This is a genomic window from Hyphomonas sp., from assembly GCF_046313975.1.
Lineage (GTDB): Bacteria > Pseudomonadota > Alphaproteobacteria > Caulobacterales > Hyphomonadaceae > Hyphomonas.
The window spans coordinates 21,117-33,583 of the sequence record NZ_JBKBXB010000011.1; the positions used below are offsets into that span (position 1 = coordinate 21,117).

Here is a 12,467-nt window from a genome sequence, read left to right on the forward strand (position 1 = left end):
GTCAGGCGAGCGCCACGCGCTCATCCGCCGGTAGCGCCCGCGCGATGAAGCCCCCGCCGAGGATGCGTGTTGACCCCTCCGGATCGTACAGCACCGCCGCCTGACCACGCGCCACGCCCTCTTCCGGCATGTCGAAAAACACCGCTGGCCGTCCGTCCTCAAGCCCTAGGCGTCCGGGCACGGGCGGGCGGGTGGACCGCACACGGATCAGCACGCGCGCGCCTTCTGCGGCGGCGTCTGCAAGGCGCCCTGCCCCCAGCCAGTTCGGTTCTTCCAGCAACAGGCCGCGCGTCATCAACGCCTCGCGCGGGCCAACCAGCACGCGGCGTTTCGGGGCATCGATCTTGACCACGAACAATGGATCGCCGGTCGCAACGCCAAGACCGCGACGCTGGCCGATCGTGTAGTGGATCACGCCTTCATGCTCGCCCAGAACGCGGCCATCGAGATGCACGATCTCGCCGGCGCGGCCTGAACCGGGGCGCAGTTTCTCGACAACTTTCGCATACGAGCCTTCGGGCACAAAGCAGATGTCCTGGCTGTCCGGCTTTGCCGCGACCGGCAGGTCGAATTTCTCCGCCAGTTCGCGAACCTCCGTCTTCGGAAGATCGCCGAGCGGGAAGCGCAGATAGTCCAGCTGTTCGCGCGTGGTGGCGAACAGGAAATAGGACTGGTCGCGGCTCGCATCGCGCGCCCGGTGCAGCTCCGGTCCATCCGGGCCTTCCGTGCGTCGGATGTAATGGCCAGTCGCAAGGCAATCGGCGCCGAGTTCCTTCGCGGTGCGCAGGAGGTCCGAAAACTTGACGGTCTGGTTGCAACGGATGCACGGGATCGGCGTGGAGCCGGCGAGATAGGTCTCGGCGAAATCCTCCATCACCTGCTCGCGGAACCGGCTTTCATAGTCCAGCACATAGTGCGGAATACCAATCCGGTCGGCCACATTGCGCGCGTCGTGAATGTCCTGCCCGGCGCAGCACGCGCCTTTCTTCTCGATGGCCGCGCCATGGTCGTAGAGCTGCAGCGTGATGCCGATGACATCATAGCCTTCGGCCTTCAGCATCGCGGCGACCACGGACGAGTCCACCCCGCCCGACATGGCAGCGACAACCCGTGTTGCATGGGGAGGCTTGGCAAACCCAAGCGAGTTCAGGCGGCCGTCCGGCCACGAAGTATCGGTCGTCATATTCTCTCACTCCCACCGGGTTCAAGGCCCGGAGCAGTTTTGGTAATCGGGATATAGTCGATGCTCGCACCATTTGCGAGTCTATCAGTGCGCGCCCGCGAAAATCCCGGTACGGACGTCATAGTCAACTGCCAGACCATAATCTGGATCATCATCCTGCTGCACCACTAGCTGGCCCGCACGTTTCAACCGTTTGTGACAGTCCCGACTGAGATGGCGCAAACGAAGGGTTTTGCCGTGCGCCTCATAACGGGCGGCAAGATCTTCAATGGCCTGAAGGGCCGACTGGTCCACAACTCGCGAACGCATGAAGTCGACAATCACTACATCCGGATCGGTCTCAGGATGGAATAGCTGGGCAAAGCCATCGGTAGACCCAAAGAAGAGTGGCCCTTCGATTTCATATACATGAGCACCGGGCTCCCGGACACTGTCGCGCTCAATCACACGAATGCGTTTTGCGTTGTTCCAAGCATAGCTGAGGGCAGAGACTACGACACCAACAAGTACAGCAGTCGCAAGGTCCGAGATGACCGTAACGCCAGTGACGAGAATGATCACGAATGCATCCATCTTCGGGATGCGGGTCATGATGCGCAGACTCTGCCAGGCAAAGGTGCCGATCACAACCATGAACATGACGCCCGCGAGCGCGGCCAGCGGAATCATTTCGATAAGGCTTGAGCCTGCCACAATGAAGAACAGCAGCAGCAATGCGGCCGCGATGCCTGAGAGTCGCGTGCGGCCTCCTGCTTTCACGTTGATCATCGACTGGCCAATCATCGCACAGCCTCCCATCCCGCCAAAGAAGCCGGTAACGACATTGGCCCCACCCTGCGCCAGGCATTCCTGCGAAGCGCCGCCGCGCTTGCCAGTAATCTCACCGACAAGGTTCAGAGTCAGAAGGCTTTCAATCAGACCAACTGAAGCAAGAATAAAGGCATAAGGGAAAATGATCCGCAGCGTTTCCAGATTCAGCGGCACCATGGGCACCGAGAACTCTGGCAACCCGCCCTTGACTGAGGCCAGATCTCCGACGCTGGGAACGTCGAGTCCGAAGCCGACAACAATCGCTGCAACAATGCCGATGGCTGCGAGTGGCGCAGGAACCGCTTTCGTGAATTTCGGCATCAGCCATATGATCGCCATCGTCAGCACTGTCAGGGCAAGCATGATCGCCAGAGGTGCGCCGCTCAGCCATTCGCCGTTTGCGAAGCCGTGGCCGCTGGCTTCGGCAGAACCGGGCACCTGGAACTGTCCAAGCTGGGCCAGGAAAATCACGATAGCGAGGCCATTCACGAAGCCCAGCATTACCGGATGCGGCACCAACCGCATGAACTTTCCAAGCCTGAAAACACCGGCGAACAGTTGGAGAATGCCCATCAGGACAACTGCGGCAAACAGGTATTGAGGCCCCTGGTCCCCGACACGCGGATCATGCACGAGACCGACAGCAACCACGGCAAGCGCGCCGGTTGCGCCGGAAATCATGCCCGGGCGGCCTCCGAAAGTTGCGGTGATAAGGCAAACGATGAACGCCGCATACAAACCAGAGAGCGGTGTCACGCCCGCAACAAAGGCAAAGGCGACCGCCTCGGGAACGAGCGCCAAGGCAACCGTAAGCCCAGCGAGGAGTTCTGTTTTGCCTTGCGAAAGAGAAAGGGCTGCAGTCCCATTCCCGGATTTCAGCGAAGCCGTCACACGCTGGGCAAACGCCGAGAACATCGATTTACTCAAGAAGATTTCCAATCAAGCAGTCAAAAGTCAAAGCGCTGTCATACGGACTGATTGCTGCATTGCAACAATACCGCTGTGATTGTAAGCAATTGTCAAAAAAAATTCATAAAAATCAGGCGGCTGAAATCGCCCGGGCATTCGCTGTACCCGCCGCGACCCAGCCGAAGCGCAGGTCGTTGGAGGGCTCCAGCCGGTCGGTGAGGCCGTAGAGCGCTTCGCCTTCGGCAAGCAGGATGGTGCCGCCTGCGGAGAGCTGGTTGGCAAGGCTTTCGGCGAGGCGCACACGCGCCGGCCGGGCCATGCCGGAGAGCACGTTGCGGCAGAGGATGATGTCGAACTTGCCGAGACCGCCAGCGGGCTCGATCAGGTTGTGCGTGCGGAAACTGACGCGTGAGCGCAGCGCTTCGGACGCCTGCCAGTCGCCCGAGTCGAGGCGGGAGAACTGTTGCAGCAGGCGCTGTATCGGCAGACCGCGCTGCACTTCGTAGTGGCCGTATATGCCAAGACGGCCCTTCTCGGTCGCTTGTTTGCAGATGTCGGTCGACAGGATTTCAATCTTGGCGCCCGACAGCGGATCGTCCTCAAGCAGCATGGCGAGGGAGTAGGCCTCCTGCCCCGTGCTGCCACCCGCAGACCAGATGCGGACACGGCCCGATGGCGAAGCAGAGAGCGCATACGGCAGTTTGGTGCGCAGCAAGGTTTCCAGTGAGCCCCGGTCGCGGAAGAACCAGGTGTCGCGCGAGAGAAGGGCGGCGGCGACTTCGGCGCGGAATACAGGGTTCTGGCGCGACTCGAGGCAGTGGACGAGGTCTTCCAGTGTGCCGAAGCCTTCGCGGCGCGCAATGGCAGCCAAGCGCGCCTCCATCAGGTAGGCTTTCGAAGGCGCAATCGCCTGACCCGTCGTGCTGAGGGCGAGGTCGGCCAGCGCATTGAAAACTGTATCCTGCATTCCCTGCTCCGCTTCGGGGTGCTCCGTACCCCGATCGTTACCAATATGTGCCCCGATCTTAAGAAAGACTTCAGATCAGGCCGACTTCCGCGAACTTGCTCTCGAGAATGTCGGCATCGAAGGGCTTCATGATGAACTCGTCAGCGCCCGACCGGATGGCTTCCTGGATATGCTCCGCATCGTTTTCGATCGAGCAGAACACGACGCGGGGGGCCTTGCCGCCTTCTTCCCGGCGCAGCGCCTTGACGAAGTCGAGCCCGTTCATGACCGGCATGTTCCAGTCGAGAATGACGGCGTCCGGCATGGCGCGCCTGCACATGTCCAGCGCTTCGGAACCTTCGGCCGCTTCGGTCACCGCAAAGCCAAGATCGCGCACGATCCGGGACGCAACCTTCCGGACAACCCGGGAGTCGTCAACAATGAGGCAGGTCTTCATGGGGCGCGGGTCCGCTGAGCTTGATGTCACACGGAGTCAGGGGTGCCTCAGACGTGTTAACAAACCCTCACCAGAGCTTAACGAATTGCAACCAGTATCATGTTTGGGGCTTCAGGCCCGTGGCCATGATGACGACGCCGTCCGGTGTTGCCCTTGCCGTCAGCGTGCCGCCAAGGCCGTCGCAGGTCATTTTGGCGAACAGGGGCTGGATATTCTCCGGCCGCCAGCCGCTCTCAGGCTCATCCCCGACCAGAGCCCGGGCCACATCCTCCTTCAGGATCACCCGGTCGCCCTTGCAGGTCAGGACCACGTTCTTCACGCCGCCCTCCTCGCGCACCCGGACATGGATCACCCCGCCCCGCACAAGGCAGGTGAGCCCCACCATGACGAGGTTCATGATCAGCCGGGCATGACCGAAGCCGAGCTCTGTCGAACCGATATCCCACTCGATGCTGGGCTTCTGGAAGCGGACATAGTCATCTGTCAGCTTGCGGAACTGGTGCACATCCGCTGTTCCGGGCTGCAGCCCCATGGAGCCGAAAGCGTAGCGCAGGAACTGCAATGTCGCCGCAACGCTCTGGGCGCCTTCCCGAAGCGTGCGTTCGGAATGGGCCTTTTCCTCGGGGCTGCCAGGACTGTCGAGCATTTCCAGCGACAGGGACATCGTCGCCGCCGGCGAGACGATATCGTGGCAGAGCCGCGCAGCGAGGAACGCGGCGAAGCGCGTATGATCAAGGTTCATCGGTTTCAGCCCGTCTCTGGTGTCAGCCATGCTGCAGAATCGGGTGCTCCGCCCGGCCTGTCAATCAAGTGTGGGTGACAGGAAGTTAACGCGCGCCGCCGGGCGGGTCGATATCGTCATGCCCGTGACGGGAACTGTAGAAACTGAGCGCGAACAGGCCTGCAGACAGGCCCAGTGTCAGCACCCCGCCCAGAATGTAGGCAAACCAGCCGTGACCGGACATGCCGGCCCCGAGGCCTTCCCAGAAATGCGTTGCGCCCCAGAGGATAGCCCCCAGGGCCACAAAGCCGACAGTGATCCAGAAAATAAGGGGGCGTGACATGCGCCCGCGAAGCTAGTCCTCCGCGGGCGCACTGCAAGCCTATTTCTGCTTCCAGCTGCCGGAAGCATCCATGTAGTACTGACCGGCCTCCAGCTTGGCGATCTGCTTCTCACCGGTCAGCTGGGCGACGATCTGAACCGTCGTATTATTGTCGCGGGCCGTCTGCTCGTAGACGGCGCGGCGGCGGTTGTTGATGTCCTGAACCTTTCGGACCAGCGATGGGTCAGGCGAGGCCGTCACCACACCGAGATAGCCGTCAATCCGCTCACCGATCTCGCCGGCGCTGATGGCGGCGTCGATCTGCGGGTCGCCGGCCGAGGCGGAAGGGGCGAAGGCCAGCGCGGCAAGCGCCAAGGTAACCGAAAGAAGAAGGGGGCGAATGGCAGTCATGGATTGTCTCCCCGGATTCGCAATCAGAACAGGTCAGGGTTGGAATTGATGAGGTTCTCGACCTCGCGCTCCAGCTGGATGCGCACGGTCTGGTCGATCTTCACGTTGAGATCGATCTTGATCGGCTTGTCGGACGGCTCGATCCGGATGGTCGGCGTGCAGGCCGCCAGGACAGCGGCGCTGGCCGCGACAAGCAGGACTCTCTGGTAGGCCATATCGGCGGACTCCTCAGGGTTACATGGAGAGAATGACATGCCGGGCCTTAACGTCAATCGACCGGGGCGTTGTTCATCATTCAGACTTCGTTCCGTTCTGCCGTTCCTCTTCCAGCAGGTCGCGGGTCGCATCGATCAGGTCTTCCTGGGTCAGCACACCGAGGTTTTCCTCCAGCAGCTTGCCGAGAGGCACATCGAAGCCGATGTTGAATTCAAAGGCCTGCCCTGCCGGAAGGGTAAGGCGCGGCCCCATCGGCAGCGGGTTCACATTCCGCCCGGCGATCAGAAGGCTCGCCTGAATCTGTCCGGCCAGGTCGCCGTTGACGGCAACTTCCAGCACATTGAACCGCAGGTCCCGCAATGCCTCGAAGGCAAGGTTTGCGCTGGTGTCCTGCTCGGCGGCGGCGCCCGCTGCGCCGCCGGTATAGGAAAGGTTGCCGCCCGGATCATCTGCCTTGAGGCGGGCATTGCGGATGAAGACGCTGCTGCCGCTGAAAGCAATTGGAAAGATGCCGCTGACCGTGCCGCTCGCCCTTGTGTCGGGCAGTTTCAAGATATTCACCAGCTGCTCGAGTTCGATCCCGTCCGCATTCACCTCCACGACCTGGGACTCAAAACCCTTGTCGAGTTCCCAATCGAACGGCGCGATGGCAAGCGTGCCGCCGCCAAACGGAAAGGTGACGCTTTCCAGATGCAGGACACGGCCGTCCTGCAGGTCAAAAATGATGCGGCCATTGGTGAGCGGAATGCCCGGGTTCACGCTTGCCAGCGTGAAGGCCTGTGACGGCTGCGTGGTCAGCTTCATAAGGTCGGCAAACTCGATTGTGCCGGAAAAGCCGGAGACGCGGCCAAGCTGCGTCGTCTGGAAACCGAAATCGCTGATCGCGGCCTTGGCGACGCCTGCGATAGCGCCGCTCTCGATCGTGAAGTCCGCCGTGCCATCCACCCGGCCGGTCGCCTTCGTGAACAGGCCGGTCAACCGGTCCGAGATCATGCTGGGCTGCAAGCCGCCGTCGCGGAACACGATATTCCGTGTCGTGACGTTCGCGGTGCCATTCAGCGATACGATATCCATGTCGAGCACGGCATCCGCGATCACGGTTCCGGAACTTTGCAGGGCAAGCGGCCCGGTGAATGACAGCTGCCGGTCGGCAAGCGCTCCCGCAAACTCGGCGAGAATGGGCTGGTAGATCTCGTCTTCGTTGAGATCCTCGATCAGCACGCCGCTGGCAGAGACTGCCCCTTCAATACCCGAGGGCGCACTGAAACCGTCAAAGACAAACTCGCGGGCCGTAACCTTTGCCGGCACGAGCGTGCCGCCAAACTCTGTCGCGCCCAGATGCGCCTCGATTGCGGCGGGCCCTTTGCCGGTCACCGCGCCGATACCGGGAAGGGCACTGTCTATGGTCAGGGTCCGCTCTCCGAGCACAAGCGGCAGGCTGAGCCTGTCCGCATCCACCGTCAGCGAGAAGGCTTTGTCCAGCGTCCAGTCGACCACAGCGCTGGTCAGGATCAGTTCGCCGCGGCCGGACTCCAGCGTGAACGGCAGGCGTACATCTCCAAGCGTTGCAGCCCCGGCAGGATTCGGACCCTGCCGCATGAACCGTCCGTTGACCGGGCAGATATCGATGTGCGCCGGATCGATCCGGATCGCACCGACGGCGAGACCGTCCGAGTCGACGGCAAGGCAGGGCGCGCCTGCAGCCTGCGCCAGCCAGCCTTCCTCCGTTCGGGCGCCTTCCAACCCGCCGGTGATCCGTGTCGGCGCAAATGTGACACCTGCGGCTTCGCCCGCAAATTCGAACTCGCCCATTCCGGAGAATTCGAGATTTGCCGCCTCAGCTCCGATCCGGACATCAGACATCGCCGCAGACATCATCCGTCCACCAACAGTCCAGTCGGACAGGATAACCGTGTCGGCGATCAGGGTAAGGGCATCGGCGCTGAGGCCGAACCGGCGAAGCGCAAGGGAAGCGGATGGCGCGCCGCCGCCAGACAGCGCCAGGTTGCCACGCGCACTGACCTCGCTGCCGTCCGCCGCCAGCCAGGGCTGGCCTTCCACTGAGCGAATTCTCAGACTGAGACCGGAGGCCGCTTCTATCGCGCTGTCGCCAGTGCCAGACAGAACGAACCGGCCGCCCTGGCCTTCGAGGCCAATCCCGACTGTTGCATCGAATGCCGAGAGCCCGCGGTCGAGCGCCTGCCGGAGCGCTCCGGCATGGCCTGCAAGCACGCCGGGAAAGTTGAACAGCGATCCCGCCTGCCTGCGGATATCGCCGGACAGGGATGCTCCGCTCACGGAGAGTGCGCCATCAAAGCCAAACTGTTGCCGCGGGCCTGCCAGAACTTCTCCTGCGAGCGTCAGTTCCCCGGCTTTGCCCTCCGGGCCTGCAAGCGAGGTCGCGGTCAGGACTAGCGGCCCTGCCACCTCACCGCCAACTCCTGCAAGTTCAGCTTTCAGCTGTAGTGTTTCTACGCGCCGTCCGACGAGCTGCGCATTCCGTGCCTCTGCGCGGAGGGCGGCATCCGACATCGCCGACAGCACGGAAACCGGCGTCAGGCCGGGCCATGTGCGGAAATCAATCCGCCCTGATGAGGTAAGATTGGACGCCTCTATATCCGGCATCGCAAAGTCTGCGGTACGCAGGGACCATTCGAGTACTGCCGGACGCGAGGCGTCCAGTTCCAGTTCAGCCCGCGCGATCAGATCCACACCGGCTGCGCGATAATCCGTGAACGTTGCTTCGGCGATCTTTACGCCAAGTTCCGCGTTGATTGCCCCATCGGTCATGCGGGCATCAATGCGGCCCTCCTCAATGACCGCTTGCGACTGCGGGCCGTCCAGCGTGCCCGGATCGAGCTTCACCGAAACCGTGCCATTGCGCGGCAAGGTGCCCGTGACATTGACCGTCGCGGCGACGGGTCCGGATGGCGTGTCGAGCAGCAGACGTGCATCGCGGATATCCACGGGCGGCACCGCGCCGCCGCCGCCACTTGGCTGCATCAGGCGCTCCAGCCCGCCGAAGCGGACACCGGCTTCATCAACTGTTCCGCGCAGGGACAATCCGTTAACCGTTACGCCGGTGACTTCCGGCGTGAACAGCCCCTTCCAGCGCAGCCCTGCCTGGACTTCGCCCGCATCCGCCGCGACCTTGCCGCCAGAGCCGACTTTCAGGGCAGTCAGCGTTATTCCGCCTGTGCCGAGTTCGGTGAAATTTGCGTCACACTCAAGTCCGCGGTCGGCGCACCAGGCCGCCAGGGCCTGCTCGGCCACGGGTTTGCGGGCCAGCCAGAGCAGCAGCGAACCACCAAGAAAAACAACTCCAAAGCCTGCCAGGACATGCCAAAGGCGTCCCCCGCGACGCGGCGGGGGCGGCTTTCCAGCCACCTTGCTTTCCAAAGAGTCATCTGTGTTCACTGGGCCGACCGGCTTGCTTCTTGCGTTTGCTACGACATAAAGTCCTAATTTGGCATCCAAACCTTATGCCGCAAATTCTTTGATCCTTAAGCGGAAACAGGGAATTAAGTGTGGCGTGCAGCCGGTGTGCCAGCCCGAAGCGGGGGGCGTCATTTGGACAGGAACCGAGTAGTGAGCCCTATCGAGACGCCTGAACCTGCCAACGATGCCGCCCCCGCGAAGGGGCGCCTCTCGCAAGGCATCAAGAGCCTGATCGTTCTGGCCGTGCTTGGCAGCGCATCCGCAGTTGCCGGCCTCGTCATGGCCGGGCGGACGAATACCCCGTTCAGCGAGACTGCAGAAGCCGCCATCCCCGTGCCGCTGGCCGCGCGCCTCGTAACCGCATGGGACGCAGTCGAAATGCCTGTCGTCGAGCGTAGCGAAGGCAAGCTTGAGCGCAACGAAACCCTGACCGGCCTGCTGACCCGCATCGGCGCGCCGATGCGCGAAGCGAACGCGGCGCTGCACACACTGAACGGCAAGGACCTGATCGACAGCCGACGTCTGCTGCCCGGCAAGACGAGCGCGGAAGCCTGGTTCGAGGATGGCGCGCTGACCGCTGTCTCGGTGCGCGCGGATGCAGACCGCAGTGTGCTGATCACCCGCAAGAGCGACAATACATGGACGGCCCTGCCCCTCTACGCCAAGCTGACACCGGGCTATATGCGCGTCGAAGCCGAGATCGAAAGTTCCATCTACTCGGCCGCACTAGCCCGCGGCGCGGAAGACCAGCAGGTTGCTGATTTTGCCAGCGCCTTTGCTTACGACATCGACTTCCAGCGCGAGATCCATCCCGGCGACCGGTTCGAAATCCTGTTCGAAACCTATTACGATGAGCGCGGAAACCGCGTGCGCAATGGCGACATCCTCTATGCCGCGCTGAACGGCAAGGCGATGCAGCGCGGCTTCTACCGCTTCACACCTTCAGATGATGGCATCGCGGACTATTATGACCAGAACGGCGAAAGCGCGACCAAGTTCCTGATGAAAACGCCGATCAACGGGGCCCGCATCTCCTCGAACTTCGGCAACCGCCGCCACCCGATTTCCGGCTACACACGGCTGCACAAGGGCACCGATTTCGCCGCGCCGACAGGCACAGCCATCTATGCGGCCGGCAACGGTACGGTGCAGCGCGCCAGCTGGAATGGCGGCTATGGTAACTACATCAAGATCAAGCATTCCAAGGGCTATGAGACGGCCTATGCCCACCTGTCGCGCTATGCAAAGGGCCTCAAATCCGGCCAGAAGGTGAAGCAGGGGCAGGTCATCGGCTATGTCGGCTCTACCGGCGCTTCCACGGGTCCGCACCTGCACTACGAAGTCTATGTCAATGGTAAGCCGGTCAACGCCATGTCTTTGAAACTGCCGACGGGCCGCAAGCTCGTTGAAGACGCGCCAATCATGGAAGAGTTCAAGACCCACAAGGCTATGGTTGACGCACTGCGCGCCGCAGAAGGTGCCCAGATCGCAACAGCTGCCCTGACGGTTTCCGCTGCGTCCGGCGAAGCTGCCGCCCCGCCCACCCCCTGATCCCCCCAGTCTTTTCGGGCGAATCCGGCCCGAAGGCTCGCCGCCAGAGGGAATCTGGCCCCTATCTTGCTCTTCCCGTGCTTGAAGACCTGCACTTCAACGCATGAGGTTAACGCATGGCGCGCCGGAAGCTGAAATTGCAGCCGAAAATGCCTGCCTTCGTGCGGCGGCTGGAATCCCGCTATGCATGGCTGGAGCGGTTTGGCGCCGTCATTCTGCTGGCGATCATTGTCGGCCTCTTCCTCGTCGTGCGCGCAGAGCCGAAGCCTGCCGGCGTTGAAACCTTCGCCGCCATCGATTTCCGCGACGCTGACCTGCCACAATCCACATCCGCCCGCACGGGACGGATCACGACCAATGTCTCGACTGCCGACGCGCTGGAAGTGCTCGGCGCCAGCCCCCAGGATGCTGCCGCCGCCGCCACCGCGCTGCGTGAAGCCGGCCCGTCCCGCGGCGCGCGCCTTCGCCCGGGCTCACCCTTCGTTGCCTGGTTCGATGACAGCGATGAGGAAACTGGCCCGGTGCTCACAGGTGTCAGCATACGGATCAGTCCCAAGGTCACACTCGCAGCCACGCGGCGCGACGACGGCACCTTCTTCGCGAGCGCCTTGTCAGCCAAGACCTCCATCGCGCTTCACCGCATCTCCGGCGAGATCACAACAACGCTGGCGGACGCCCTTCAGACCGATGAAGGCACCCGCGCACACGCCGACACCTTTGCGAGCCTGTTTCCGGAAGATCCGGCTCTAGCTCAGGGCGGCCGCCCGGGTGAACGTTTTGATGTCGTGATCGAGATGATTGCGGACGAGCGCGGCAATTTCCTGGAAGCCGGCGATCTCGTCTTCGCCGCGTTCAACGGCGAGACAACGTCCGGAAGCTGGTACCGGTTCACACCGGAGGATTCCGGCCTGCCGGAATTCTTCAACCGCAACGGCGTCGCCGGCGACGAATTCCTTGTTCGCGATCCCGTGCGCGGCGCGCAGATGACATCTGGCTTCGGCAACCGAATTCACCCGATCACGGGCGACTATCTTCCGCACACCGGCGTTGATTTCCGTGCTCCGGTCGGCACACCCATTCGCGCTGCTGGTTCGGGCCTGATCACCGACATGCGCTGGGGCGATGGCTATGGCTGGTTCATCCGTATACGGCACGAGCGCGGCTTTGAAACGGTCTACGCGCACATGTCCGCCTTCGCCGAAGGCATCGCACCCGGCAAGACCGTGATGCGCGGCGACAAGATCGGCTATGTCGGCTCCACCGGCTCCAGCACCGGCGCGCACCTTCACTACGAAGTCCTGCGCAAGGGCGTGTATGTGAACCCGATGACGCTTGAGCTTCCAACGGGCCGCGACCTGTCGCGTGACCGGGATGTCTTCGCCGCCTTCAAGGCGCAGCGCGACCTGATCGATACGCTGCGCGGCGCCGAACGCGAGGAAGTCCAGTTCGCAGAGAAACGGGCGGACCCTTCGGCCCGCCCGGCTCAACGCCTGCCCTGAGTCG

At 62.6% G+C, this 12,467-nt stretch carries 11 protein-coding genes; 2 read left to right on the plus strand and 9 right to left on the minus strand.

Annotated features, from left to right (window positions below; genetic code table 11):
• Position 1: 1 nt before the first annotated feature.
• The 9 genes from mnmA to ACK4TE_RS05960 form a co-directional block, all read right to left on the minus strand.
• On the minus strand, positions 2–1,183 hold the full coding sequence (gene mnmA, locus ACK4TE_RS05920; RefSeq protein ID WP_409910565.1) for a tRNA 2-thiouridine(34) synthase MnmA: 1,182 nt from the start codon (positions 1,181–1,183) through the stop codon (positions 2–4).
• Between the two features lie 84 nt (positions 1,184–1,267).
• Complete coding sequence (locus tag ACK4TE_RS05925; RefSeq protein WP_409910615.1) at positions 1,268–2,908, minus strand: SulP family inorganic anion transporter; 1,641 nt, start codon at positions 2,906–2,908, stop codon at positions 1,268–1,270.
• A 124-nt stretch (positions 2,909–3,032) separates the two neighbouring features.
• Positions 3,033–3,869: a CheR family methyltransferase gene (locus ACK4TE_RS05930; RefSeq protein WP_409910566.1), complete on the minus strand. Its 837-nt coding sequence runs from the start codon at positions 3,867–3,869 to the stop codon at positions 3,033–3,035.
• A 70-nt stretch (positions 3,870–3,939) separates the two neighbouring features.
• Positions 3,940–4,305: a response regulator gene (locus tag ACK4TE_RS05935; protein WP_409910567.1), complete on the minus strand. Its 366-nt coding sequence runs from the start codon at positions 4,303–4,305 to the stop codon at positions 3,940–3,942.
• Positions 4,306–4,402: 97 nt separating this feature from the next.
• Positions 4,403–5,077, minus strand: a complete 675-nt coding sequence (locus tag ACK4TE_RS05940) for a histidine phosphotransferase family protein (RefSeq protein ID WP_409910568.1) — start codon at positions 5,075–5,077, stop codon at positions 4,403–4,405.
• Between the two features lie 55 nt (positions 5,078–5,132).
• The gene (locus ACK4TE_RS05945) at positions 5,133–5,369 is read right to left on the minus strand and encodes a hypothetical protein (RefSeq protein ID WP_409910569.1); all 237 of its coding nucleotides are present in this window, start codon (positions 5,367–5,369) and stop codon (positions 5,133–5,135) included.
• A 39-nt stretch (positions 5,370–5,408) separates the two neighbouring features.
• Entirely contained in the window at positions 5,409–5,759 is a 351-nt protein-coding gene (locus ACK4TE_RS05950) for a YdbL family protein (RefSeq protein WP_409910570.1), read from the minus strand.
• Between the two features lie 23 nt (positions 5,760–5,782).
• Positions 5,783–5,974: a YnbE family lipoprotein gene (locus ACK4TE_RS05955; protein WP_409910571.1), complete on the minus strand. Its 192-nt coding sequence runs from the start codon at positions 5,972–5,974 to the stop codon at positions 5,783–5,785.
• A 76-nt stretch (positions 5,975–6,050) separates the two neighbouring features.
• The gene (locus ACK4TE_RS05960) at positions 6,051–9,362 is read right to left on the minus strand and encodes a YdbH domain-containing protein (RefSeq protein WP_409910572.1); all 3,312 of its coding nucleotides are present in this window, start codon (positions 9,360–9,362) and stop codon (positions 6,051–6,053) included.
• Between the two features lie 201 nt (positions 9,363–9,563).
• Here ACK4TE_RS05960 and ACK4TE_RS05965 point away from each other — a divergent pair, with 201 nt between their 5' ends.
• The gene (locus tag ACK4TE_RS05965) at positions 9,564–10,964 is read left to right on the plus strand and encodes a peptidoglycan DD-metalloendopeptidase family protein (RefSeq protein ID WP_409910573.1); all 1,401 of its coding nucleotides are present in this window, start codon (positions 9,564–9,566) and stop codon (positions 10,962–10,964) included.
• A 116-nt stretch (positions 10,965–11,080) separates the two neighbouring features.
• Positions 11,081–12,463, plus strand: coding sequence for a M23 family metallopeptidase (locus tag ACK4TE_RS05970; RefSeq protein ID WP_409910574.1), 1,383 nt, complete (start codon positions 11,081–11,083; stop codon positions 12,461–12,463).
• Positions 12,464–12,467: the final 4 nt, after the last annotated feature.